The sequence below is a fragment of the Roseisolibacter sp. H3M3-2 genome (assembly GCF_029211165.1).
Lineage (GTDB): Bacteria > Gemmatimonadota > Gemmatimonadetes > Gemmatimonadales > Gemmatimonadaceae > Roseisolibacter.
The window spans coordinates 1-25,281 of the sequence record NZ_JARGEK010000014.1; the positions used below are offsets into that span (position 1 = coordinate 1).

Here is a 25,281-nt window from a genome sequence, read left to right on the forward strand (position 1 = left end):
CGGCCGTCGGCCAGCGACACCACCGCCAGGGTCGCGCGCGACGCCGGCGGGCGCGCGCGGCGCGCCCGCTCGAAGTCGGCGCCCGGCGCGTACGTGAGCGCCGCCAGCACGCGCCCGACGGCGCTGAACACCGGCGGCGGCGCGGTGAACCCCGAGTCGGCGTTGGGCGTCAGCTGCGGGCGGCCGGTGTAGCCGCGCGGCACGCGGTGCTCGGTCGACGCGCCCACCGCGCGCACCACCAGCTCGCCGTCGCCGACCACCGGGCCGACCTGGTACGCGAGCCAGCGGCCGTCGCGCGACAGCGTCGTCCCCTGCACGTTGCGCCAGCTGTCGTACTCGGCCTGTGTGAGCGGGCGCTTGGCGGGCGCCTGCGCGGCGGCGGGAGCGGCGCCCAGGGCGAGGGCGGCGAGGAGACGGGCCTTCATGGGGCGGGCGTGGGAGGGGGCGAGGGGCGGACGGCGAGGGGGGCCATCCCCGAAGGTACGCGGGCGGCGAGGGGGGCGTTGGCCTTTCGCGGCGAAGATCGGGGTGACCCGGAAACCGGGGTACGGCGAAGGGCGGGGTGAACCGAAAACAGGGTTGGTTCGCAGAGCGGGGTACCACGGACCTACGAGCTCATGGCCGGTAGGTCCGTGGTACCCCGGTGTACGCTGCACCCCTTGGTTCGGTCCACCCCGCTCTCCGCCGTACCCTGAAGTGCGCCGTACCCCGCTCTACGCCGTCGGTAGAGCCGGCAGCAGATCCGCGAACACGAACCCTCCCCGCTCCACCACCTCCCCCGCCCGCACCGGCACCGCGCGTCCGAACACCGGCCCGTCCCACACGAACGTGTGGAACTCCCCGTTCTCGCCGCACGGGTCCACCCCCGCCGGCAGCTCGTCGAGTAGCGCGTCGTCGTACGCCCGCCCCGCGAACCGCGGGTCGAGCTGCTTCGGGTCCACGCACACCAGCACCGCGCGGAAGCCGAGCGCGACGAAGCGGCGCGCGAGCGCGGTGGTGTCCTCCCCCCACAGCGGGAACGCGGGCGTCAGCGGGTGCGCCGACACCAGCCGCTCGCGGTAGCCCCGCACGTCCGCCAGGAAGAGGTCCCCGAACGCCACCGCCTGCCCACCCTCCATCGCCCAGGCGGCCAGCGCGGCGCCCGTGCGCGCCTCGTACTCGTCGTTCGTGCACCCCGGCGGGATCGCCACCGTGCGCAGCGGCAGCCCGACCGCCTCGGCCTGCGCCTCGAGCAGCGCGCGCCGCACCCCGTGCATCGAGATGCGGTCGTACTCGGCGGTGATCGTCGTCAGCAGCCCCTCGACGGCGAGGGCGCCGGTCTCGCGCAGGCGGTGCAGCGCCAGAGCGCTGTCCTTTCCGCCGCTCCAGCTGAGGAGGGCCCGCGGGGGCGTGCTCGGATTCATGGGCGCACGATAAGCGCTAGCTTTGGCCCATGCGCGCCCTGGTCAACTACTTCCTGCGCGGCCTGGTGGTCGTCGCGCCGATCGCGTTCACCCTCTACGTCTGCTGGCGGCTGTTCGTCGCCATCGACGGGTGGCTCGGCTTCCCGGTCCCGGGGGTCGGCTTCGCGGTGACGATCGGCGTGCTCGTGCTGGTCGGGTTCCTCGCCTCGACCTTCCTGGCGCGCGGGCTGTTCGGCCTCCTCGAGTCGGTGCTGGCGCGCCTCCCGTTCGTGCGCCTGCTGTACGCGTCGACCAAGGACCTGCTCAACGCCTTCGTCGGCGAGCAGCGGCGCTTCGACCGCCCGGTGGTGGTCACGGTGTACCCGGAATCCGAGGGCGCGGCGATCGGCTTCGTCACGCAGTCGTCGCTCGACCACCTCGGCCTCACGGGCCAGGTCGCCGTGTACTTCCCGTTCTCGTACAGCGTGGCCGGCCACGTCCTGCTCTTCCCGGCGGAGCGGGTGCGCCCGCTGCCCGCCGACAGCGCCGACGTGATGGCGTTCCTCGTCTCGGGGGGCGTCACGCGGGTCGGCGCGACGCCGGCACTCTCACGCCCCGCGCAGAAAGGCTAGCAGCGCGGCGTCGAACGCCGCGGGCGCGTCGGCCATCGGCCAGTGCCCCGCGTCGGGGAAGCGGACCACCGACAGGGCGGGCAGCCACCGTTCCAGCCCCTCGGCGTTCCCGGGGACCAGCGCCGGGTCGCGCATCCCCCAGAGCAGCAGCGTGCGGTGCGGGATCGTGCGGCGCTCCGCCGGCACCGGCGCGCCGTGCCGGGCGAGCGCGCGGTAGTACGCGAGCGCCGCCCACCGCGCCGACCGATCCGCGAAGGCCGCCGCGTACGCCGCCTCCTCGCGCGCCGACAGCCCGCCGGGCGCGCGCCGCATCCGGCGCCAGACGGCGCGCAGCGGCGCGAGGTCGCCGGCGCCGAGCAGCGCCTCGGGGAGCACGGGGAGCTGCACCGCGGCCAGGTACCACGCGCGCAGCGCCTGCGCCGGCGTCCGCAGCAGCTCGCGGTAGCGCGCCGGGTGCGGCGCGTTGACGATCGCCAGCCGGTCGACCACCTCGGGGTGCCGCGCCGCGAGGTGCCACGCGACCCCGCCGCCCCAGTCGTGCCCCACGACGTGCGCGCGCCCGCCGGCGACGCCGCGGATCAGCGCCGCCACGTCGTCGGCGAGCAGCGGCAGCCGGTAGTCCTCGACGCGGCGCGGGCGATCCGACAGGTTGTAGCCGCGCAGGTCGGGGGCGATCGCGCGGAAGCCGGCGGCGGCCAGCGCGGGCAGCTGCCGGTGCCACGCGTACCAGAAGTCGGGGAAGCCGTGCAGGAGCACGACCGGCGCCCCCTCCCCGCCCTCGACCACGTGCAGGCGCACGCCGGCGCCCGGCGCCCACGCGTCGCGCCAGCGCGTGCCGCCCTCGCTCCCCGACATCAGCGCAGCGGCGCCCGTCGCCGCGCCAGCCCACTCCCCGTCCGCCATGCCGCGTCTCTCCCTGGTCGTCGCCTCGCTCGTGGTCGCCGCGCTGCCGCTGCGCGGCCAGCCCGCCGCGGCCGACACCGCGCCCGTCCTGCTCCGCCCCGACGCGGTGTGGGACGGCGACGCCGACGCGCCGCGCGCGGGGTGGGTCGTGCTCGTCCGCGGCGAGCGCATCGCCGCGGTGGGCGCGCCGGCGTCGGTGGCCGTCCCGGCCGGGACGCGCGAGGTGGCGCTCGCCGGCACCACGCTCATCCCCGGGCTCATCGACGCCCACTCGCACGTCCTGCTCCACGCCTACAACGAGACGAGCTGGGACGATCAGGTGCTGAAGGAGCCGCTCGCGCTGCGCGTCGCGCGCGCGGTCAACCATCTGAAGGCGACGCTCGAGGCGGGCTTCACCACGCTGCGCGACCTCGGCACCGAGGGGGCCGACGACGCCGACGCGGGGCTCAAGCTGGCGGTGGAGCGCGGCATCGTCCCGGGGCCGCGCCTGATCGTCGCCAACCGCGCCATCGTCGCCACCGGCAGCTACGCGCCGCGCGGCTTCGACCCGCGCTGGGCGGTCCCGCAGGGCGCCGAGGAGGTCGGCGACGCGAACGCGCTGGTGCGCACCATCCGCGCGCAGATCGGGCGCGGCGCCGACGTGGTGAAGCTCTACGGCGACTACCGCTGGGGGCCGAACGGCGAGGCGCGGCCGACGTTCAGCGAGGCCGAGATGCGCCTCGCCGTCGAGACCGCGGGGAGCTCGGGGCGCCCGGTGGTCGTGCACGCCAGCACCGCGGAGGGGATGCGGCGGGCCGCCGCGGCCGGCGTGCAGACCATCGAGCACGGGGACGACGGCACCCCCGAGGTCTTCCGGCTGATGGCGCAGAAGGGGGTCGCGCTCTGCCCGACGGTGACCGCCGGCGACGCGGTCACCGGCTACCGCGGCTGGCGGCGCGGCGTCGATCCCGACCCGGCGCGGATCGTCGCGAAGAAGGCGTCGCTGCGCGCCGCCCTGGCGGCCGGCGTCACGATCTGCAACGGGAGCGACGTCGGCGTCTTCCCGCACGGCGACAACGCGCGCGAGCCCGAGCTGCTGGTGCAGTACGGGCTCACGCCGCTGCAGGCGCTCCGGGCCGCGACGAGCGTCAACGCGCGCGCCCTCGCCCTCCCCGACCGCGGGCGCGTCGCCCCCGGACTGCTGGCCGACCTGGTGGCGGTGGCCGGGGACCCGACGCGCGACGTCGGCGCGCTGCGGCGGGTCCGCTACGTGATGAAGGGCGGCCGGGCCGTCGGCCCCGCCGCCCCTCGTTGAGCCGCGTGTACGCTCAGTCGCCCGACTTCGGCGTCGCGGGCGTCGCGTCGCCCCCCGTCGGGGCGGGGGTCGGCGTGCTCGTGCGCGGCGCCGGGATCGTGTCGGCGCCCTTCGACGCCACGCCGCGCAGGATGTCGCGCGACAGCCGGAGGTACCCGTCGACGATCGACTTCTGGCGCCCGACGGCCACGTTCGGCTGCATCTGGCTGGCCGCCGTCGACAGCTTGCCGTCGTCGACCTTCGCGTCGTTCAGCGCGTAGGCGTAGGCGAAGAAGCCGAGCTGCGTCAGGTCGGCGACGCGCTCCGCCCGGGTGTCGGCCATGGCCAGCGTGTCCGCGACGGCGCGCAGCAGCGACTGCTGCACCCCGTTGGTCGGCGCCTTCTCCTGCAGCACGTCGGCCATCAGCCGCATCGCCTGCGACAGGTAGCGGCGCTGCTCGGCGTCGGCGCCGGGGAGGCTCGCCGAGTCGGCGAAGCGCGCGAGGTTGACGCTCGGGCCGGTGGGCGCCGGGGCGGCCGGCGCGGCGGCGGCGGGCGAGCCGGCGGGGGCAGCCGCGGAGTCGGCGGCCGTCTGCGCGACGGGCGCCTCGGGACGCTGGCGGACGAAGAACCAGGCGGCGCCGCCCAGGACGGCGAGCACCAGAAGGACCAGCCAGAGCGGCGTGCCCCGGCGCTTGAACTCGATCTCGGCCATGACTGTCAGTCGGTTGGTGACGGGTATCCCCGAACGCAAACCGGGCCGGGCTGGCAACGCAAGTGCCGCCCGGCCTTGGCCTTAGCGTCCCGTCACCCCTTTGCGAGCGCCGCCCGCAGCCCCTCGATCCGCCCCTCCACCAGCTCGACCAGCTCGCGCATCCCGGCGGCGTCGAACACCAGCCGCGCGCCCGCCGCGGCGTAGATCTCGGGGAGCGAGCGCGTCCCGCCGAGCCGGAGCGCGGCCTTGTACCGCGCCACCGCCTCCTGCGGGTCCTGCAGGCTCCGCCGCCAGACCTGGAGCGCGCCGAGCTGCGCGATGCCGTACTCGATGTAGTAGAACGGCAGCTCGAAGATGTGGAGCTGGCGGTACCAGCGGGACACCCGCTCCCGCTCCAGCCCCGACCAGTCCACCCCGCGCTCGAAGCGCCGCCGGATGTCGAGCCACGCCGCGTCGCGCGCGTCGGCGTCGCCGCCGGCCGGGTCGGTGTAGATCCAGCGCTGGAACGCGTCGACGCTCGCCACGTGCGGAAGCGTCGTGATCACGTCCACCAGGTGCTCCAGCTCCGCCGACAGCGCCTCCTCCGGCTCGTAGTAGCCCGTCGGGCGCGCCAGGTGCGGCGCCGCCAGCAGCTCCATCGACATCGACGCCAGCTCGGCGGCCTCGTGTCCCGTCGACCGCTGCCAGACCAGCGGCAGCCCGTGCGACGCGAAGTCGTGGAAGCAGTGCCCCGCCTCGTGCACCAGCGTGTTCACGTCGTCCGGGACGCCGACCGCGTTCATGAAGATGAACGGCCGCCCGCGGAAGCTCAGCTTCGTGCAGTAGCCCCCCGGCGCTTTCCCCGGCCGGCTCTCCAGGTCGAGCAGCTCCTCGCGCGCCATCAGGTCGAACTGCCCGCCCAGCTCCGGGTCGAGCGTCGCGAAGATGCGGCGCGCCCCGTCCACGAACTCGGGCGTCGTCGCGAACGGCTTGAGCGGCCGCTCGCGGAACAGGTCGACGCCGGTGTCCCACGGGCGCAGCCGCTCGACGCCGAGCTTGTCGCGGCGCCACGCGTGCAGCCGCTCGGCCGCCGGCGTCACCGTCGACTCGACCGCCTCGTGGAAGCGCTGCACGTCGTCGGGCGTGTAGTCGAACCGGTGCTTCGCCGCGAAGCAGTACTCCATGAAGTTCGGGAACCCGGCGTTCTCGCCGACGCGCACGCGCTTCTCGTACATCCGGTCGAACAGCGCCGCCAGCTCGTCGCGCTTCTCCAGGTACGCCTCGGCGCCCTTCCGGAAGGCGCGTTCGCGCACCGCGCGGTCGGGGCTCTTGAGGAACGGCTGCAGCTGCGGGATCGTCTTGCGCTCGCCTTCCCACTCCGCCGAGAGTCCGCCGACAATCTTCTGGTACGCCGCCGACAGCTCCTCCAGCTCCGCGAACAGCGGCACGTTCGCCTCGCGGAAGATCTCGGCGTCGGTGCGGAACCGGCGCAGCGTCGTCTCGAGATCCGGGCGCGACCAGCCGAGGTCGAGCAGCCGCCTGGCGAGACGCACCCCCTGCTCGTCGAGCTTCGGGAAGATCTCGGTCGAGAAGCGGAGGTACGCGGCCTCGCGCGCGGCGTCGCTCGTGTCGCCGGTGTAGGCGATCATCGCCAGCGTCCCCGCCTCGCCGATCAGCGCGTCGAGGCGCGACCACGTCCCCAGCCACTCCTCGACGGTCGCGTCGGAGAGCGGGACGGTGGCGAGCGCCTCGTAGTACGGCAGGACGTCCTCCCAGCGGGCGTCGGCGAAGGCCTGCGGCGAGGCCGGAAGCTCGGGGGTCAGCGCGGTGGTCACGGCGGAGGGGAGCAGACGGTGGAACAGGTGGCGTCCCGCTCCCGGATGATATCCGCGCCGGCTACCGGGCCGGCACCCCCGCGAGCGGCACCGGGCGCCCCGCCCGCGCGCGCCGCCGCGCGTACTGCGCGACGCCGACGGCGAGCAGCACGAGCAGCCCGCCGACGCCCTGCGCGACCGTGCGCGGCGTGGCCGCCCCCTTGAACACCGCCAGCAGCGCGATGGCCAGCAGGAAGAGCGTCGGCACCTCGTTCAGGAGCCGCGCCTGCAGCGAGGTCACCGGCGCCCGCCCGGCCGCCAGCGCCGCGACCAGGCGCCCGCAGTACAGGTGGAAGCCGCCGAGCAGCGCGACCAGCGCCAGCTTCGCCTGCAGCCACCCGGCGCCGAGCAGCGCCGGCCGCTCGGCCAGCATGCCGGCGGCGAACGCGAGCGTCAGCACCGCCGCCGGCGTCAGGATCCCGCGATAGGCGCGCCGCGACATGCCGGCCAGCTGCTCGTGCAGGATCGTGCGCGCCGGCTCCGGGCGCGCCAGCGCCTCGACGTGGTTGACGACCACGCGGCCGACGTAGAACAGCCCCGCCATCCAGCAGACGACGGCGACGACGTGCAGGGTCTTGAGCCAGAGGTACGCCACGGAGCCTCCCGCGCCCTCAGGCGACCGCGTCGACCGCCAGCCAGTCGCGCGGCGCGAGCATGGCTGTGAGCCGGTCGCCGAGGCTCCCGGCCGGGTGCCCGCCGGGGCGCGGCCAGCTCGCCTGCGGCGGGAGGCTCATGAGGACGCTGTCGGTGCGCGCGCTCGTCTGCAGCCCGAACAGCGTCCCGCGGTCGTGCAGCAGGTTGAACTCGACGTAGCGCCCGCGGCGCTCCAGCTGCAGCGCGCGCTCGTCGTCGCCCCACGCGGCGTCGCGGCGCGCCTCCACGATCGGCGCGTAGGTCGTGCGCAGCGACGTCCCCACCGCCACCGCCAGCGCGTGCAGCGAGCGGCGGTCGGGGCCGAACTCGTGCGGTCGGAGGTGGTCGTAGAAGATCCCGCCGACGCCGCGCCGCTCCTGCGTGCGGTGCCGGTTCACGAAGTAGTCGTCGCACCACGCCTTGAATCGCGGGTGCAGCGCGCGCCCGAACGGCGCGCACACGTCGGCGAGCGCGCGGTGGAAGGACGCGGCGTCCTCGGGCTGCGGGTACATCGGCGTCAGGTCGGTGCCGCCGCCGAACCACCGGTCGAGCGTGTGCCCGTCCTCGTCGCTCAGCTCGAAGAAGCGGACGTTCAGGTGCACGGTCGGGATCCGCGGGCTGCGCGGGTGCACGACCACGCTGACGCCCGAGGCGAAGAATCGCACCTCGCCGGGCACCGCGGCCACGCCGAGCCGCTGCAGCGCCTCGGGCGGTAGCACGCCGTGCACCATCGAGCGGTTCACCCCGGCCTTCTCGAACGTCATCCCCTCCATCATGAGGCGCGACACGCCGCCGCCGCCGCCGTCGCGCGCCCACTGCTCCTCCACGAACGCGCCCCCGCCGTCGAGATCGGTCAGCAGCGCGGTGATGTCCTCGTGCACGGCGACCGTCCACGCCGCGGCACGCACGCGGTCCGTGCCGTCGTCGGCGATCGGGACCGGCCGGCGCCGCTCCTCGAGCGGGGTCGGTACGAGCGTCGGCGCGCCGTGCCCGGCGCGCGCGTGGGCCCGCGGGTCGATCTGGGCTGCGAACGGCGTCATCACTCCTCCTCGCACGCGTCGGCGCGCCACTGCTGCACGGTCTCGATGAAGGCCCCCACGTTCTCGACGGGGGTGTCGGGGAGCACGCCGTGCCCCAGGTTCGCCACGTGCCCCGCGCCGTGCAGCCCGCGCAGCATCGCGCGCGTCCGCCGGCGCACCGTCGCCGCGTCGCCGTACAGGTGGCACGGGTCGAGGTTTCCCTGCACCGCCACCCGCATCCGGTCGGCGAGCCGCCGCGCCTCGTCGGGGCGCACGTGCCAGTCGGCGCCGAGCGCCGCCGGCTGGGTCGCCGCCGCGATGGCCTCGGCGTGCATCCACGCGCCGGGCGCGAACACGATCACCGGCGCGCCCGCCTCGGCCGCCCGCCGCGCCGCCCGCGCCAGATATGGGAGCGCGAAGCGCGCGAAGTCGTCCGGCCCCAGCGCCCCGGCCCACGAGTCGAAGAGCTGCACCGCCTGCGCCCCCGCGGCCACCTGCGCCACGAGGAAGTCGCCCACCGCGTCGGCGAGGCGCGCCAGCAGCGCGTGCGCGACGTCCGGGCGCTCGGTGAGCATGCGCTTGGCCACCGCGAACTGCCGGCCGCCCGACCCCTCCAGCATGTACGCCGCCAGCGTCCACGGCGCCCCCGCGAAGCCGATCAGCGCGGTCCCCGGGTCGAGGGCGCGGCGCGTCTCGCGCAGCGTGGTCAGGTGGTACGCCAGGTCGGCCGCCGGGTCCACCGGAAGCAGGCGCCGCACGTCGGCCATCGACCGCACGGGGTCGTGCAGCACCGGCCCGACCGACTCCTCGACCGTGAGCCGCATCCCCATCGCGTCGGGGATCACGAGGATGTCGCTGAACACGATCGCCGCGTCCACGCCGTAGCGCCGGACCGGCTGCAGCGTGACCTCGACCGCGAGATCGGGGGTGCGCACCATGGTCAGGAAGTCGGCGCGCGCGCGCACCGCGCGGAACTCCGGCAGGTATCGCCCGGCCTGCCGCATCAGCCACACCGGCGGCCGCTCGACCGGCTCGCGGCGCAGGGCACGCAGCAGCAGCGGCTCGGCGGTCGGCGCGACCGCCAGCGGCGCGTGGACGAACGGCTCGTACGCGACCAGCGTCGTCATGCCGGGCCTCCGGGGAGCGCCAGCGCCGCGCGGGCGCCTCGCGGCGCGGCGGTCGGAAAGAGGCGCGCGAGCGCCGACACCATCTCCTCGAGCGACTCGCCGCGCGCCACCGCCCCGCGCAGCTCGACCATCGGCCGCGCCAGCACCTTCGCGACGATGCGTTCGGCGGTGCGGGCCGCGACGTCGTCGCCGGCGGCGAACGCGACCTCGCGCCGGCACACCTCGGCCAGCGCGTCGCACAGCGGCCGGATCGCCTCGCGGGCGGAGGCGGCGCGCAGCCACTCCAGGTACTCCGCCGCCTCCTGCTCGACCAGCGCCTCGGCCTGCGGGATCGACGCGTTGCGCTCGCGCTCCCCCGCCGCCACGGCCGGGCGCAGCGCGTCGAGGTCCACCACCACGCACCCCGGCACGCCGCCGACCACGGGATCGACGTTGCGCGGCACCGACAGGTCCACCAGCAGCAGCGGGAAGTGCAGCGTGGCGAAGCGCCGCCGCGCCGAGACCAGCGGGTCGGCGTACACCAGCGGCCCGACCGCGCTCGTCGCGACGATCGCGATGTCGGCCAGCGCCAGCTCGCCGTACAGCGCCTCCAGCGGCGCGGCGCGCCCGCGCACCGCCGTGGCCAGCGCCTCGGCGCGCTCGGGCGACCGGTTGAGCACCACGATGTCCGTCGCCCCGAGCTTGGCCAGCTGCCGCGCGACGCGCTCCCCCGTCTTCCCCGCCCCCACCACCGCCACGCGCGCGTGCGCCAGCGACCCGAAGCGCCGCGCCGCCAGGTTCGCCGCCTCGGCGCCCACCGAGTAGCGCCCGCTCGACAGCCCCGTCTCCGTCCGCACCCGCTTCCCCACCCGCAGCGCGTGCTCGAACAGGCGGTGCAGCACCGACCCGGCGGCGTGCGCGTCGCGGGCGTGCGCGTAGGCCTCGCGGAGCTGGCCGAGGAGCTGGGCGTCGCCCAGCACCTGCGACTCGATCCCCGACGCGACGCGGAAGAGGTGGTGCACGGCGCCGACGCCGCTCCGCCGGCGCGCCACCGCGAGCAGCGCCCGGGCGCCCGCGGCGGTCCCCATCCACGCGCGCGCGAGCGCCGCGAGGTGCCCGTCGAGCGTCCGCGCGGTCGCCTCGGGGACCCACGCGTACAGCTCGCTGCGGTTGCAGGTCGCCATCCCGACGCGCTGCGGGGCCCCGCCCCCCGCCGGCGCGCGGTACAGCGCCGCCAGGCGCTCCGGCGTCAGGTGGAAGCGCTCCCGCGTCGCGACGTCCGCGTGGCGGTAGTCGACGGCGATCGAGATCAGCATGCGCTGGCGGCGGTCACGCGGAGGCCAGCCCGCTGAGGTGCGCCCAGTTCTTCAGGAAGATCCGCAGGTGCGACATCGGCCGCGCGCGCACCAGCTTCTTGCGCATGTACCCGTCGAAGGTGAGCTGCTGCACGTCGCGGTCCTCGCAGATCGCCACGAACCGCTCGCGCCGGTCGTCGTTCCGGTACCAGAACGACTGCATGACGTTGAGCACCATGAACACCTGCCCGTGCTCCCACATGAAGCGCCGCCGCGCGCTGCGCAGCGCCCGCGCGCTCCCGGTGCGGATCGCCAGCTCCACCGCCTCCGCCGCCCGCCGCCCGCCGGTCATCGCGTAGAAGATCCCCTCCCCCGACGCCGGCGCGACGATCCCCGCCGCGTCCCCCGCCACCACCACGTCGCGCCCGTTGTCCCAGCGGCGGAGCGGCGTGAGCGGGATCGGCGCCCCCTCGCGCTTCAGCGTCTTCACGTCGGCGAGCCCCGTCCGCTGCCGCAGCTCGGCGATCGCGCCGCGCATGTCGAATCCCTTCTGGAAGGTTCCGGTGCCGACGCTGGCCACGCCGCCGTGCGGGAACACCCAGGCGTAGAAGTCGGGCGAGTAGGTCCCCTCGTAGTACACGTCGCAGCGGGCCTTCCCGTACGCGGCCTGCACAGCCTCGGCCGGCGCCTCGACGATCTCGTGGTACGCGAAGACGTGCTTCACGCGGTCGGCGCCCGGGATCTCCTGGCGCGCCACCGCCGAGAGCGCGCCGTCCGCGCCGATCACGAACCGCGCGCCCACGCGCGCCTCGGCGCCCGACCGCGAGCCGCCCTCGCGGTACACGACGACCGCCGACCCGTCGGCCGCGCGCTCGATCCGGTCGAAGTAGCCGGTGCGCCGCTCGGCGCCGAAGTCCACCGCGCGCGCGCGCAGCCACTCGTCGAAGCGGCCGCGGTCGACCATCCCGACGAAGCCGTCGCCGACGGGGATGTCGACGTTGCGGCCGCGCGGCGAGATCACCCGCGCGCAGTCGATCTCCGCGACCAGCACCGACCGCGGCACGTCGAAATCGACCAGCAGCTGCGGCGGCACGGCGCCGCCGCACGGCTTCACCCGCCCCGCCTTGTCGAGCAGCAGCGTGCGCCGCCCGCGCTTGGCCATCTCGTGCGCGGCGGTCGCCCCGGCCGGGCCGCCCCCCACCACCACCACGTCGAACCGCTCCATGTCAGCGCTCCCGGCTCGGGGTCCCACCGCGCTCGCCGTCCCGCGGCACCAGCCCGTAGGGCGCGGCGAGCTCCCACGCGAACTCCGGCACCAGCGCGCGCACGCGGCGGGGCCGCTCGGCGCGCAGGTTCACGATCCCCTCGGCGACCTTCATCTCCACCCGCGTCCGCGCGAACTCGAGCCCCTTCGGCCCGAACCGCGCCTGCAGCCACCCGATGAGCGGGCGCGCCCACCGAGGCGCGCGGCGCACCGGCATCCCGCCCTTCTGCCGCTCCAGCATCCGCGCGAACGTGCGCACCGGCCCGCGCCGGTCGCCGCGCGACCCCAGCGGCGCGAGCGCCACCTCGTCGCCGAGCAGCGCCGCCAGCTCGCGGCCGCGCGCGTTGCGCACGACCAGCCACTGGTCCCCCCCGGCCGCCATGTAGCCGACCGTGACGTCGGCCAGCGCGTTCGTGTAGTCGAAGCAGGACCGGCAGGTGAGCGGGATGAAGTCCGCCGGCAGCTGCGCGATCGGCAGGCGGATGAACGGGATCCGCCGCACGCCCCCGTCGTCGAACCGCAGCTCGACGTGCATGTCCGGCATGAACTCCAGGTACGTGACCGACGCCGGGCGGTCGGTCAGCAGCGCCAGGAAGTCGTGGAAGCGCGCCGTCGTCGTGTTGTCGCTGCACGGCGTGCCGATCACGTACAGCCGCTCAAGCCCGAGCGACGCCTCCAGCGCCCGCAGCGCGTGCACCTGGCAGGCGACGCCGACCACGGCCAGCCGGCGGTAGCCGCGCGCGGCCGCCTCGTCGAGCAGCGCGAGCACCGGCGAGTACCCCATCTTCATCCCGCGGCAGCGCGCCATCCCGCGCGCCTCGGTCACGAGCACCGGCACGGGCGCCCACCGGTCGTCGTCGGCGCTCGCCGTCGCGATCACGGCGTCGACGAGCCCCTCCTCCAGCAGGCGCTCCGCCAGCCGCGTGGTCAGCCCCGTCCACTGCGCCCCCGCGCGCGGCGCCGCGAGCCGGGCGCGCCACATCTCGAGGTACGGGCCGAAGTGCGCCTCGTCCCCGCGGGCCGCGTCGCGCGCGCGGCCGTGCACCTGCCGCTCGAGCGACGCGTGCCGCGGGTGCACGAACTGGCACGCCGCCCCGCACCGCGCCGCGTGCGACGACCGCGAGATCCCGCAGTCGGTGCACAGGTCGCGCGGGCGCGGCGCGCCGCGCGCGGCCGCGAGTACGCCGTCCACGTCGGGCGCGGCGAGCACGGGGAGGGCGACGGCCGCCATCAGCGCAGCACCGCCACCAGCGCGTCCCCGCCGTCCGCCAGCGGTGTCGCGCGCGGCGACGTCGCGGGCGCGCTGCGCGCCGCCAGCCACGCGGCGCCGGCGAACAGCACCGCCTCGGCGGCGAAGACGGCCGCGTAGCCGGCCGCCGGCGAACCGAGCGCCCACCGCGCGACGTCGCTGGCCGCGCCCCCGGCGAAGCCGCCGAGGCCGTACGCGAGCCCCTGCGCCGCGCCGAAGATCCCGAGCCGCAGCCCGGCCTCGCCGCGCGCCGCGGCGGTGATGGCCATCATCGAGCCGACCCCACCGACGGTGAACACGCCGTTGGCGGCGCCGAGCACGAACACCACCATGCGCAGCGCGTCCGGCGAGCCGTGCGCTCCGACCTGCGACAGGGCGACGAAGGCGGCCGACGACGCGAGGCACCCCGCGACCGCCCACGCCCGCAGCGACCCGACGCGCGTGCTCGCCCACGCGGCCGCGATCATGCCGAGCAGCACGCCGCCGTGCTGCAGCGAGGCGAGGCGCGTGGTCTCGCCCGGCGTCATGCCGAGCACCTGGCCGCCGAAGGGCTCGAGGATCAGGTCCTGCGCGCTGAACGCCAGCATGGCCAGGAACACGAAGCCGACGAACCGGCGCGTCGCCCCCTCGGCCAGCGCGGCGCGGACGGCGCGCCGGAACTCGCGCGCGTCGCGCGCGGGCGCGGTCGCCGCAGGCGCGACGCCCTCCGTCCGGCGCAGCACCGGACTGGTCGCCGCGGCCGCGCACAGCGCGAGGACGACCACGCTCACTCCGGCGGAGACCGCGAGCAGCCGGTCGAGCGAGAAGGGGTCGAGCAGCGCGCCGGTGACGCCGGCCGACGCCGCGATCCCGAAGATCATCATGATCCAGAGCACCGCCGCCACCGCGCCGAGCCGCCGCGGGGCGACGCGCTCGCCCACCAGCGCCAGCAGCGCGGGTCCCGCGGCGCTGAGCCCGAGCCCCATCGCGAGGTCGGCGAGCGCCGCCAGCGCCTGCCCGCGCGCCGGGCGCGCGGGCACCAGCGCCGTCGCGGCCGCGGCCCCCGACGCGCCGGCGGCGAGCAGGAGGGCGCCGCCGAGCAGGTACGGCGCCCGGCGCCGCTGGCGGTCGGACGCGAAGCCCAGTCGCGCCCGCGCCAGCTGCGCCACGAAGTGCAGCCCGACCAGTGCGCTCGGCACCGACGCCGGGAGCCGCAGCTCGACCACCATGACGCGGTTGAGCGTCGACATCATCAGCGCGGCGACGGCGCCGATGGCGACCTGCGCCAGCCCGAGGCGGACGACGTCACGCCAGCGCAGGTCGGACGCGCCGGCCGTCACGCGGCTCCCCCCAGCGCCCGCACGCCGGCGGCGCTCACCAGCATCCCGAGCACGTAGAACGGCACGCCGACGCCGCTGTAGACGAACGCCGCGCGCGGCGTGACGTCGGCGAGGAATCGGCGCATCAGGACCAGCTGCACCGTCACCAGCGCGGCGACGCCCGCCAGCGCCCAGACCGCGCCCCACGTGGCCAGCAGCGCCATCACGACCACCTGCGGCGCCAGCATCACCGCGCACGCCACGCGCGCCGCGCGCGCGTCGCCGAGCTGCACGGGGAGCGACCGCACGCCCATGCGCGCGTCGCCGGCGACCGCCTTGAAGTCGTTGAGCGTGAGGATCCCGTGCGCGCCGAGCCCGTACAGCGCGGCCAGCGCCAGCACCCGCGGCCCGGGGAGCGCGCCGCCCAGCGCGACGACGGCGCCGGTGATCCACGCCAGGCTCTCGTACGACACCCCGACGGCGAGGTTGCCGATCCAGCCGTTCTGCTTGAAGCGCAGCGGCGGCGCGCTGTACGCCCACGCCATCGCCAGCGCGCCCGCCGTCGCGAGGGCGCCCGCGGCGCCGAGCAGCGCCCCCGCCGCCAGCGCCAGCGCGCTCCACGCGAGCGCGATGCGGAGCCCCCAGGTGCCGGGGACGCGCCCCGACGGGATCGGCCGCCCGGGCTCGTTGATCGCGTCGACGTGCCGGTCGTACCAGTCGTTCACCGCCTGGCTGGCGCCGCAGACGAGCGGGCCGGCCACGCAGATGCCGAGCGCCAGCGCGTCCCACCGCGCGTCGAGCCGCCCGGCGGACACCACGCCGCACCCGAACGCCCACATCGGCGGGAACCACGTCACCGGCTTGAGCAGCGCCAGGACGGCGCGCGGCTCCGGCAGGCGACGTACGACTAGTGTGACGTTTCCGACTGTCATGTTTGGTTGACAGGTGGGATGCACGACGTGCCGCGGGGCGCTGCGGGGTCAGGACGGGGCGGGCGTCAGCCCTGCCCCTGCTCCGCCTCCGCGTCGCCCGACGAGAGCTTGTGGCGACGCAGCTTGAGGTAGAGCGACTGGCGGCTCAGGCCGAGCACCTCGGCGGCCGCCGTGCGGTTGTCGTGCGTCAGCTCGAGCGCCGCCTCGATGAAGTGGCGCTCCACCAGCTCCGTCGTCTCGCGCAGCAGCTCCGGGAGCGACACGCGGCCGACGAGCGTCGTCAGGTTCTCGACCGCGCGCGTGAGGTCGCGCGCGCCCTGCACGCCGCCCGCCACGCGCCGGCTCACGTCGCGGATCACGAACGCCACCGACGGCACCTCGGCGTCCGCGGCCAGCACCGCCGACACCTCGACCTCGGTGACCGCGCCCAGCTGCCCGCGGGCCGCCGTAGCGACGAGGCGCAGCGCGCCGTGCTTGCGCAGCATCGAGAGCAGCACCGGCACGTCGGCGCCGGGGCGCCCCATCCAGTCGGCGATCGGGCGGCCGAGCACCTGCGCCTCCTCCCCCACCTCGACCAGGTCGAGGAAGGCGCGGTTGGCGCTCAGGATCTCGCCCGCGGGGGTGGTGACGACGAAGGCGTCGGGCGCCTGCGCCAGCAGGTCCACGACCGCCGGGCGCGGCGCCGCGGCGCGCGCGGCCGCCGGCGTCGCGAGGCGCAGCAGGAAGAGCGTCTGCGCGTCCTGCCGGAAGCACGACGCCGACGCCCGCACCGCGAGCCCGTCGCGCAGCGTCAGCGCGACCTCGTCGGCGCGCCCGTCGCGGCGCGTGTCGGTGAGCAGGCGGTCGAGCGCGCGCTCGCCGTCGCGGTCGAGCTCCAGCGGCGCCGCGCGTCCCACGAGGCGGTCGGCCGCCACGCCGAACAGCGTCCCCGCCGCGGCGTTCGCGTCGACGACCTTCCGCGTCTGTCCGTCGAGCACCAGCACGGCCTCGGACGACAGCTGGAAGAGCAGGCGGTAGCGCGTCTCGACGTGGCGGAGGCGCCAGTAGTCGCGCTCCATCGCCTGCTGCGTCTCGACGAGGCGCTGCTGCATCTGCGCGAGCGCGCGGAGGTCGCGTCCGCTCGCCACCAGGCTCCCCGACTCGCCCAGACGCACCGCCGTGTAGGCCACCGGCAGGTCGGTGCCGTCGGGGGTGACGTGGTTGACCTGGCGCTTGGGCGAGTGCCCCGAGGCGGCCACGTCGCGCAGCATCGCCTCGATCTTGGGGCGCGAGTCGGCGACGACGGTGTCGATCCAGCGCCGACCGACCCAGGCGTCGAGCTGGGCGAGCGTCGGGTCGCCGCTGCCGAGCGCGAGGTCGCGCACGACGCCCTCGCGGTCGACGATGAACGCGAGGTCGCTGGCCGAGACGAGGACGCTCGCCGCCTCCGGCTCGAGGTGGGCCAGCGCGGTCCGCCCCCCGGAGAAGGCGCGCGTGGCCCGCGCGGGGGCTCGCGGCGCGGCCATCGGCTCAGTCGCCGCGTCGCGCGAGGAGCGTCCGCGCGAGCTCGGGCGCGCCGGCGGCGACGGCGGCGCATCCGTCGGCTCCGACGCGGGCGACGAGATCGGGGTGTTCGGCGAAGACTCGGCCACCGACGAGAACGACGAGGGAGGGATTCGTGGACAGCCGCCGCGCGGTCGCGATCAGCCGGCGTGCGGTCAGGAGACTGCTCTCGCTGGCCACCGAGAGCCCCACCACGTCCCACCCTCCCCCTTCCATCAGCGCGGCGAACTCGTGGTCCGCGGTGGGCGATCCCAGCTCCACGGTCCACCCGTCGCGCACGAAGAACTCGGCGACCATCGCCAAACCTAACGTGTGCTGCTCCCCCGGCAGGCAGGAGAGCAGGACGCGGCCGTCGTGCGTGTCCTCCGGCGCGAGCGGGGGGACGCGCTGCGCCGCCTCGTGCAGCGCGCGCTGCACCCGCCCGAGCGCCGCGGTCACCTCGAGGAAGTCGGCGTCGTCGGTCTCCCACAGGTGCCCGAGGTGGACCGCCGTCGGCGCCAGGAGGTCCAGGTAGACCGCCTCGACGCTGATCCCGCGGGTGAGCAGCTGCGCCACGTAGCGCCGCGCCGCGTCCTCGTCCGGGCCGAGCACGAGGTCGACGAACTCCTCGCGGTCGCCGGCGCAGACCACCGACGCGCCCCCGGTGAGCACCGCCCGCTCGAAGGGCGTGAAGGGCCCCGCGCGGTGGGCGAGCAGGAGCCGCGGCACGAGGTCCCGTTCGATGGTGGCCGCGAGCGCCGCGTCGCCGCGCCAGAAGCTGGGCGCGCCGAAGGTCCCCCCGTCGTGGTGCGGGCCGTACCGCGCGACCGACGCCGCCGTCCGTGACTCGACGTTGCTCACCTGCGCCTCCGCAGAAGTGTCGTGTCCGATCCCGGGATGGCCCGAGCAGCAGGCCGGGTGGCGCGCCCCCAACATGGGAACCGAACCGCCCGGTGTCAACTTGAGTTTACGTCAACGACGCTTGACGGTCGCCGGTACCAACCGTACACTGGCCGTCGGTGGTTCCCGCGTCCCGCCGTCGCCGAGGAGTGCTGATGCAGCGTGAGCGGCCCCTGTACACCCCCGAGGAGCGCCGGCGGCGCGACGCGTCGCCGTGGACCAAGGTCCAAGGGATCCTGGCGGCCCTGCAGTTCCTGGTGTTCCTGGCGAGCCTCGCCCTGGTCGTCCGCGCCCTCGCCTCCGGGGAGGGGCTCGCGCTCGCCAACGCGTCGGTGGTCGCCAAGACCCTGACGCTGTACGCGATCATGGTGACCGGCGCGCTGTGGGAGCGCGACGTCTACGGGCAGTACCTGTTCGCCGGGCCGTTCTTCTGGGAGGACGTGGTGAGCATGGGCGTGATCGCGCTCCACACGGCCTACCTCGCCGCCCTCGCGTCGGGCGCCCTCGCGTCGCGCCCCCTCCTGTGGCTCGCCCTGGCGGCCTACGCCGCCTACGCGGTCAACGCCGCGCAGTTCGTCGCGAAGTTCCGGCGCGCCCGCCTCGACCGCAAGGGCGCCCCCCTGGCCGTCGCCGGGGGCGCCGCGTGACCGCCGCCGTCTCCGTCCCCCTGCCGGTCCTGCGGGAGCGCGGCCAGCGCGAGGTCTTCTGCGGCCTCACCGGGATCGTCTGGCTGCACCGCAAGCTGCAGGACGCCTTCTTCCTGGTGGTCGGCTCGCGGACCTGCGCGCACCTGCTCCAGAGCGCGGCCGGGGTGATGATCTTCGCCGAGCCGCGCTTCGCGACCGCCATCCTCCAGGACCGCGACCTCGCGGGGATGGCCGACTGCCACGACGAGCTGGATCGCGTCGTGACCGAGCTGCTCGCCCGCCGCCCGGACATCACGGCGCTCTTCCTCGTCGGCTCCTGCCCGTCCGAGGTCATCAAGCTCGACCTGCGCCGCGCCGCCGAGCGGCTGAGCGCGCGCACGATGCCGGCGGTGCGGGTGCTCAGCTACTCCGGCAGCGGCATCGAGACGACGTTCACGCAGGGGGAGGACGCCTGCCTCGCGGCGCTCGTCCCCGAGCTCCCCGCGGCCCCGGCCGACGCGCCGCCGTCGCTGCTCGTCGTCGGCACGCTCGCCGACGTGGTGGAGGACCAGTTCGCGCGCGTCTTCGCGCAGCTCGGCGTCGGCCCGGTGCACTTCCTCCCCCCGCGCCGCGCGCGCGACCTCCCCGCCGTCGGCCCGGGCACGCGCGTCCTCCTCGCGCAGCCGTTCGTCGGCGACACGCTGCGCGCGCTCGAGCGGCGCGGCGCCACGCCGATCGCGGCCCCCTTCCCGCTCGGCGCCGAGGGATCGCGCGACTGGTTCGCCGCCGCCGCCGCGGCCATCGCCGTCCCGGCGACCACGGTCGACGCGGTGCTCGCGCCGCTCGTCGTCCGCGCCCACCGCGCGCGCGCGCCGTACCGCGCGCGCCTCGCCGGCCGCCGCCTCTTCCTCTTCCCCGACTCGCAGCTGGAGGTGCCGCTGGCGCGCATGCTCCACCGCGAGCTGGGGATGTCGATCGTCGAGGTGGGGACGCCGTACCTCGACCGCGGCACCGTGGCCGCCGACCTCGCGCTGCTGCCGGAGACGGTGCTGAGCGAGGGGCAGGACGTCGAGCGCCAGCTCGACCGCTGCCGCGCCGAGCGGCCGGACCTGACGGTGTGCGGGCTGGGGCTCGCCAACCCGCTGGAGGCCGAGGGGCTCACGACCAAGTGGTCGATCGAGCTGGTCTTCACGCCCATCCAGGGCTTCGACCAGGCGGGCGACCTGGCCGAGCTCTTCGCCCGCCCGCTCGCGCGCCGCGAGCGGCTCACGGTCTGAGGCGCCGATGCAGCTCACGCTCTGGACCTACGAGGGGCCGCCGCACGTCGGCGCGATGCGCGTCGCGACGTCGATGCGCGACGTCCACTACGTGCTGCACGCGCCGCAGGGGGACACGTACGCCGACCTCCTGTTCACGATGATCGAGCGGCACGACCGCCGCCCGCCGGTCACCTACACGACGTTCCAGGCGCGCGACCTCGGCGGCGACACGGCCGGGCTGGTGCGCGCGGCCGTGCGCGACGCCTACGAGCGCTTCCGCCCGGCCGCGCTGCTGGTCGGCGAGAGCTGCACGGCCGAGCTGCTGCAGGACCAGCCCGGCGCGCTGGCGCAGGGGATGGGAATCCCGGTTCCGGTGATCCCGCTCGAGCTCCCGTCGTACTCCAAGAAGGAGAACTGGGGCGCGGCGGAGACGTTCTACCAGCTCGTGCGCACCCTCTGCGCCCCGCTCGCGCCGGCGCCAGGTTCCGCGCGCCTCCCGCGCGCCACCGGAACGGCGCCGAAGGCGAACCTGCTCGGCCCGACCGCGCTCGGCTTCCGCGGCCGCGACGACGTGCACGAGGTGACGCGGCTGCTCGCGAGTCTCGGCGTCGAGGTCCACGTCGTCGCCCCGCTGGGCGCGAGCCCCGACGACCTGCGCCGCCTCCCCGACGCCGACTTCAACGTCTGCCTCCACCCCGAGGTCGCGCGCTCGGCGTGCGACTGGCTGCGCCGCACGTTCGGCCAGCCCACCGTGCAGACGGTCCCGATCGGCGTCGGCGCGACCCGCGACTTCCTCGCCGAGGTGGCGCGCGTGGCGGGTCTCGACGCGTCGGTCGTCGCCGACGCGGAGCGGCGCGAGGGCTCGCGGCTCCCCTGGTACTCGCGGTCGGTCGACTCGACGTACCTCACCGGCAAGCGGGTGTTCGTCTTCGGCGACGGGACGCACGCCGCCGCCGCCGCGCGCGTCGCAGTCGAGGAGATGGGGTTCGCGCTCGTCGGGCTGGGGACCTACAGCCGCGAGATGGCGCGCGAGGTGCGCGAGGCCGGCGCCCGCCACGGCGTCGAGGCGTTCGTCAGCGACGACTACCTCGACGTCGAGCGCCGGATCGCGGCCGCCGCGCCAGAGCTCGTGCTCGGCACGCAGATGGAGCGCCACATCGCGAAGCGGCTGGGCATCCCGTGCGCGGTGATCTCGGCGCCGATCCACGTGCAGGACGCGCCGGCGCGGCACTCGCCGCAGATGGGGTGGGAGGGGGCCAACGTCCTCTTCGACACCTGGGTGCACCCGCTCATGATGGGGCTCGAGGAGCACCTGCTGCAGATGTTCCGCGACGACTTCGAGTTCCACGACGGGGCCGCGCCCTCGCACCTGGGCGGGCCCGCGCGGCGCGCGACCGTCGAGGCGCCGGCGCCGCCGGAGTTCGACGCGCACGCGGTGGTCGCCGAGGTCTCGATCGACGAGGAGGACGCGCCGGCCGACGACGCCCCGGCGCCCGCGCAGCCCCCGCGCTGGTCGACCGAGGCCGAGGGAGAGCTGCGCAAGGTGCCCTTCTTCGTCCGCGGCAAGGCGCGTCGGAACACCGAGACCTACGCCGCCGACCGCGGCATCGTGCTGATCTCGCTCGACACACTGTACGAGGCGAAGGCGCACCATGGCCGGTAGTCGGGCGCCCGCGGTGCCGATCCGTTTCGTCGTCGTCACGCTCGACGCGCACCTCGCGGGCGCGTTCGAGGCGGCGCGCGCCCGGCTGCGCCGCGAGCTGCCGGGGCTGGAGCTGTCGCTGCACGTGCAGGCTGATTGGGACGCCGACCCGGCGGCCCTGGCCCGCTGCCGCGCCGCGATCGGCGAGGCGCACTTCATCGCCTGCGCGCAGCTGTTCACCGAGGAGCAGGCCGCGCCGATCCTCGACGCCGTGCGCGCGCGGCGCGACGCCGCCGACGCGGTGTTCTGCGCGCTGTGCGCCCCCGAGCTGACCCGCCTCACGAAGCTCGGCGGCTTCGTCATGGGCGACGACGCCGACCGCTCCCCCCTGTCGCCGATCGCGCTGCTCCGGAAGCTGCGCGGCGCCCGCGGCGACGGCCGGTCGAGCGGCGAGCGGCAGATGGCGATGCTGCGCCGCCTCCCGCAGCTGCTGCGGTTCGTGCCGGGGACGGCGCAGGACCTCCGCGCGTACTTCCTGGGGATGCAGTACTGGCTCGGCGGGACCGCGGAGAACCTGGCGGGGCTCGTCCTCCACCACGTCGACCGCTACGCCGCCGGCGAGCGCGCGGCGCTCCGCGGCGGGCTGCGCGTCGCGCCCCCCGAGCACTACCCCGAGGTCGGCGTCTGGCATCCCGCCCTCCCCGGCCGCGGGATCGCCGACGACGCCTCGGCGCTCCCCGCCCCGCGCGGCGCGGTCGGGACGGTGGGCGTGCTGGTCGGGCGCTCGTACCTGCTCGCCGGCAACACCCGGCATTACGCGGCGGTGGTCGAGGCGCTCGAGGCGCGCGGCCTGCGCGCGCTGCCGGTGTTCGCGTCCGCGCTCGACGCGCGCCCGGCCCTGGAGCGGAACTTCGGCCTCGTGCGCGACGGCGACGCGTGGCGGCTGGCGCGGCCGACGATCGACGCGCTGGTCAACCTGACCGGCTTCTCCCTCGTCGGCGGGCCGGCGTACAACGACGCGCCGGCCGCCCAGGCGGCGCTGGCGGCGCTCGACGTGCCGTACCTGTCGCTGCAGACGCTCGAGTTCCAGAGCGTCGCCGAGTGGCGCGCCGACCCGCGCGGGCTCAACCCGCTGCAGGCCACGCTGCAGGTGGCCATCCCGGAGCTGGACGGCGCGATCGCCCCCGCGGTGTACGGCGGCAGGGGAATGGGAACGCCCGAGGCGCCGGCCGCGCCGTCGGAGCCGCTCCCCGATCGCGTGGCTGCGATCGCCGACCGGGTGGCGCGGCTGGTCCGCCTCCGCCGCACCGACCGCGCGCGTCGGAAGCTCGCCGTGGTCCTGTTCAACTTCCCCCCGAACGCCGGCAACACGGGGAGCGCGGCGTACCTGGCCGTCTTCGCCTCGCTCCAGCGCGTGCTCGCCTCGCTCAAGGAGCAGGGCTACACCGTCGACCTGCCGGCGGGCGTGGACGAGCTGCGCGCGCTGGTGTGCGACGGCAACCGCGAGCGCTTCGGGACGCCGGCCAACGTGCACGCGCGCGTCCCGGCCGAAGAGATCGTGCGCCGCGACCCGCACCTCGCCGACGTCGAGCGGGTGTGGGGCCCGGCGCCGGGGCGGCAGCTGTCCGACGGCGGCGGCGTGTTCGTGATGGGCGCGCGACTCGGCAACGTCTTCGTCGGCGTGCAGCCCTCGTTCGGGTGGGAGGGCGACCCCATGCGGCTGCTCTTCGAGGGCGGCTTCGCCCCGACGCACGCCTTCTCGACCTTCTACCGCTGGCTGCGCGAGGACTTCGGCGCCGACGCGGTGCTCCACTTCGGTACCCACGGCGCGCTCGAGTTCATGCCCGGCAAGCAGGCGGGGCTCACCAGCGAGTGCTGGCCGGAGCGGCTCATCGGCGACCTGCCGAACGTCTACCTCTACGCCTCCAACAACTCGAGCGAGGGGACGCTCGCCAAGCGGCGCGGCGCCGCCACACTGGTCTCGTACCTGACGCCGCCGGTGTCGAACGCCGGGCTCTATCGCGGCCTCGCCGAGCTGAAGGCGTCGCTCGACCGCTGGCGCTCCGTCGACGCCGGCGACCGCGACGCGCTGCTGGCCATGGTGCAGGCGCAGGGTGCCGCCGTCGAGCTGTGCGACGCCGAGCCGGTGTGGATCGCCGCCGAGTCGGAGCCGCGCGTGCTGGCGCTGCGCGACGCCCTGCTGGAGCTGGAGCACGCGCTGATCCCGGTGGGGCTGCACGTCGTCGGCGAGGCGATGCCGCCGGCCGACCGGGCGGACACGCTGCTGGCGATGGCGCGCGCGGGGCTCCCGGGGATCGACGCGCCGCCCCTCGACGGCGACGACGCCCGCGCTGCCGTGGCGACGCTGGTCGAGACGCGTTCCGCGGACGCCGCGCTGCGGGTCCTCGCGCGCGCCGCCGACGCTCGTGCCGCCGCGCCCCTGTTCGACGAGCTGGCGCGCCTCGACGCGCTGCTGCGCACCGACCACGAGGTGCCGGGGATCCTGCGCGCGCTCGACGCCCGCTGGGTCCCGCCCGCGCCGGGGGGCGACCTCCTGCGCGCGCCGGCCGTCCTCCCCACCGGGCGGAACGTCTACGGCTTCGACCCGTACCGCGTGCCGAGCGCCTTCGCGCTGCTCGAGGGTCGGGCGCGCGCCGACCAACTGCTGCGCCGCCACCAGGCGGACGGGCACCCCTTCCCCGAGACGATCGCGATCGTGCTCTGGGGGACGGACAACATGAAGAGCGAGGGGACGCCGCTCGCGCAGGTGCTGGCGCTGATGGGCGCCGTCCCGCGCTTCGACGCCGTCGGCCGGCTGGCCGGCGCGCGCCTCGTACCGCTCGCGCAGCTCGGCCGGCCGCGGGTGGACGTGGTGGTCACCCTCTCGGGGATCTTCCGCGACCTGCTGCCGCTGCAGGTGAAGCTGCTCGCCGAGGCCGCGCTGCTGTGCGCGGACGCCGACGAGCCCGAGTCCGAGAACTTCGTCCGGCGGCACGCCCTCGCGACCGTGCGCGAGACCGGGTGCGACCTCGCCACCGCCGCGCTGCGCGTGTTCTCCAACGCCGAGGGGGCGTACGGCTCGAACGTCAACCTGCTCGTCGAGACCGGCCAGTGGAACTCGGCCGACGACCTCGCCGACCAGTTCGTGCGCCGCAAGTCGTTCGCGTACGGCGTCGGCACCGCGCCGGTGGCGGCCCCCGACCTGCTCCGCCGCTCGCTCGGCGCGGCCGACCTGTCGTTCCAGAACCTCGACTCGGTCGAGCTGGGCGCCACCGACATCGACCAGTACGTCGAGTCGCTCGGCGGGATGAACCGCGTGATCGCGCAGGCGCGCGGCGCCGAGGCGCCGGTGTACCTGGGCGACCACACGGGCGCCGCCGGCAAGGTGCGCACGCTCACCGAGCAGGTCGCGCTGGAGAGCCGCACCCGGCTACTGAACCCGAAGTGGTACGAGGCGCAGCTCGCGCACGGGTACGAGGGCGCGCGCAACCTCGCCGGGCACGTCACCACGACCTTCGGCTGGTCCGCCACCGGCGCCGCCGGCTCGGTGCCGGCGTGGGTCTACGCCGAGGTCGGGAGCACCTTCGTGCTCGACGCCGAGATGCGCGACCGGCTGTCGCGCCTGAACCCGAGCGCCGCCAGCGCGATCGCGGGGCGGCTGCTGGAGGCGAACGACCGCGGCTACTGGACGCCCGACCCGGCGACGCTCGACGCGCTGCGCGACGCCGCGGCCGACCTCGAAGACCGGCTGGAGGGGGTCGCCGCCTGAGCGGCCCCCC

The 25,281-nt window shown here is 75.9% G+C and carries 20 protein-coding genes and 1 pseudogene; 6 read left to right on the plus strand and 15 right to left on the minus strand.

All coding sequences use genetic code 11. The features are described 5' to 3' along the window. Positions 1-425, minus strand: a pseudogene (locus tag PYV61_RS02725) (hypothetical protein); the annotation flags it as partial. 288 nt (positions 426-713) lie between these two features. After that, positions 714-1,403: an adenine nucleotide alpha hydrolase gene (locus PYV61_RS02730; protein ID WP_275828064.1), complete on the minus strand. Its 690-nt coding sequence runs from the start codon at positions 1,401-1,403 to the stop codon at positions 714-716. 29 nt (positions 1,404-1,432) lie between these two features. On the opposite strand from PYV61_RS02730, the gene PYV61_RS02735 reads away from it, so the two are divergent. Beyond that, positions 1,433-2,014, plus strand: a complete 582-nt coding sequence (locus tag PYV61_RS02735) for a DUF502 domain-containing protein (RefSeq protein ID WP_275828066.1) — start codon at positions 1,433-1,435, stop codon at positions 2,012-2,014. Here PYV61_RS02735 and PYV61_RS02740 read toward each other — a convergent pair. Continuing rightward, positions 1,991-2,917: an alpha/beta hydrolase gene (locus tag PYV61_RS02740; RefSeq protein WP_275828068.1), complete on the minus strand. Its 927-nt coding sequence runs from the start codon at positions 2,915-2,917 to the stop codon at positions 1,991-1,993. The genes PYV61_RS02735 and PYV61_RS02740 overlap by 24 nt on opposite strands. On the opposite strand from PYV61_RS02740, the gene PYV61_RS02745 reads away from it, so the two are divergent. Next, positions 2,916-4,211, plus strand: coding sequence for an amidohydrolase family protein (locus tag PYV61_RS02745; protein ID WP_275828070.1), 1,296 nt, complete (start codon positions 2,916-2,918; stop codon positions 4,209-4,211). The two genes, PYV61_RS02740 and PYV61_RS02745, sit on opposite strands and share 2 nt — an antisense overlap. 13 nt (positions 4,212-4,224) lie before the next feature. On the opposite strand, the gene PYV61_RS02750 is transcribed toward PYV61_RS02745, so the two are convergent. From PYV61_RS02750 to PYV61_RS02805, 12 genes are all read right to left on the minus strand, one after another. Beyond that, on the minus strand, positions 4,225-4,905 hold the full coding sequence (locus PYV61_RS02750) for a hypothetical protein (protein WP_275828072.1): 681 nt from the start codon (positions 4,903-4,905) through the stop codon (positions 4,225-4,227). A 92-nt stretch (positions 4,906-4,997) separates the two neighbouring features. Continuing rightward, positions 4,998-6,719 (minus strand): M3 family oligoendopeptidase, encoded by a 1,722-nt coding sequence (locus PYV61_RS02755; protein WP_275828074.1) that lies wholly within the window; start codon positions 6,717-6,719, stop codon positions 4,998-5,000. Positions 6,720-6,780: 61 nt separating this feature from the next. Further along, positions 6,781-7,353, minus strand: coding sequence for a CopD family protein (locus tag PYV61_RS02760; RefSeq protein ID WP_275828076.1), 573 nt, complete (start codon positions 7,351-7,353; stop codon positions 6,781-6,783). Between the two features lie 16 nt (positions 7,354-7,369). Further along, positions 7,370-8,431: an oxygen-dependent coproporphyrinogen oxidase gene (gene hemF, locus PYV61_RS02765; protein ID WP_275828078.1), complete on the minus strand. Its 1,062-nt coding sequence runs from the start codon at positions 8,429-8,431 to the stop codon at positions 7,370-7,372. Further along, a complete protein-coding gene (gene hemE, locus PYV61_RS02770) occupies positions 8,431-9,537 on the minus strand; it encodes a uroporphyrinogen decarboxylase (RefSeq protein WP_275828080.1) in 1,107 nt (368 codons plus the stop codon). Before hemE ends, hemF begins: the two co-directional genes overlap by 1 nt. Continuing rightward, positions 9,534-10,832 carry a glutamyl-tRNA reductase gene (hemA, locus tag PYV61_RS02775; RefSeq protein ID WP_275828082.1) on the minus strand — a complete coding sequence of 433 codons (1,299 nt, stop codon included), beginning with the start codon at positions 10,830-10,832 and terminating at the stop codon, positions 9,534-9,536. The genes hemE and hemA overlap by 4 nt, the downstream gene beginning before the upstream one ends. Positions 10,833-10,845: 13 nt before the next feature. Further along, a complete protein-coding gene (locus PYV61_RS02780) occupies positions 10,846-12,036 on the minus strand; it encodes a geranylgeranyl diphosphate reductase (RefSeq protein ID WP_275828084.1) in 1,191 nt (396 codons plus the stop codon). A 1-nt stretch (position 12,037) separates the two neighbouring features. Then, complete coding sequence (locus PYV61_RS02785; RefSeq protein ID WP_275828086.1) at positions 12,038-13,306, minus strand: Coenzyme F420 hydrogenase/dehydrogenase, beta subunit C-terminal domain; 1,269 nt, start codon at positions 13,304-13,306, stop codon at positions 12,038-12,040. Continuing rightward, positions 13,306-14,643 carry a PucC family protein gene (locus PYV61_RS02790; protein ID WP_275828088.1) on the minus strand — a complete coding sequence of 446 codons (1,338 nt, stop codon included), beginning with the start codon at positions 14,641-14,643 and terminating at the stop codon, positions 13,306-13,308. Before PYV61_RS02790 ends, PYV61_RS02785 begins: the two co-directional genes overlap by 1 nt. Further along, positions 14,640-15,554: a chlorophyll synthase ChlG gene (gene chlG, locus PYV61_RS02795; protein WP_275828090.1), complete on the minus strand. Its 915-nt coding sequence runs from the start codon at positions 15,552-15,554 to the stop codon at positions 14,640-14,642. The genes PYV61_RS02790 and chlG overlap by 4 nt, the downstream gene beginning before the upstream one ends. 65 nt (positions 15,555-15,619) lie before the next feature. Further along, a complete protein-coding gene (gene ppsR / locus PYV61_RS02800; RefSeq protein WP_275828092.1) occupies positions 15,620-17,059 on the minus strand; it encodes a transcriptional regulator PpsR in 1,440 nt (479 codons plus the stop codon). A 4-nt stretch (positions 17,060-17,063) separates the two neighbouring features. Further along, on the minus strand, positions 17,064-17,936 hold the full coding sequence (locus PYV61_RS02805) for a cobalamin B12-binding domain-containing protein (protein WP_275828094.1): 873 nt from the start codon (positions 17,934-17,936) through the stop codon (positions 17,064-17,066). A 194-nt stretch (positions 17,937-18,130) separates the two neighbouring features. On the opposite strand from PYV61_RS02805, the gene bchF reads away from it, so the two are divergent. The 4 genes from bchF to PYV61_RS02825 are packed head-to-tail and all read left to right on the plus strand — an operon-like array spanning position 18,131 to position 25,271. After that, positions 18,131-18,622, plus strand: a complete 492-nt coding sequence (gene bchF / locus PYV61_RS02810) for a 2-vinyl bacteriochlorophyllide hydratase (protein ID WP_275828096.1) — start codon at positions 18,131-18,133, stop codon at positions 18,620-18,622. Beyond that, positions 18,619-19,878: a ferredoxin:protochlorophyllide reductase (ATP-dependent) subunit N gene (locus PYV61_RS02815; RefSeq protein WP_275828098.1), complete on the plus strand. Its 1,260-nt coding sequence runs from the start codon at positions 18,619-18,621 to the stop codon at positions 19,876-19,878. The genes bchF and PYV61_RS02815 overlap by 4 nt, the downstream gene beginning before the upstream one ends. Positions 19,879-19,885: 7 nt before the next feature. Beyond that, positions 19,886-21,523, plus strand: coding sequence for a ferredoxin:protochlorophyllide reductase (ATP-dependent) subunit B (gene bchB, locus PYV61_RS02820; RefSeq protein ID WP_275828100.1), 1,638 nt, complete (start codon positions 19,886-19,888; stop codon positions 21,521-21,523). Further along, positions 21,513-25,271: a magnesium chelatase subunit H gene (locus PYV61_RS02825; RefSeq protein WP_345785200.1), complete on the plus strand. Its 3,759-nt coding sequence runs from the start codon at positions 21,513-21,515 to the stop codon at positions 25,269-25,271. Before bchB ends, PYV61_RS02825 begins: the two co-directional genes overlap by 11 nt. Positions 25,272-25,281 lie beyond the last annotated feature (10 nt).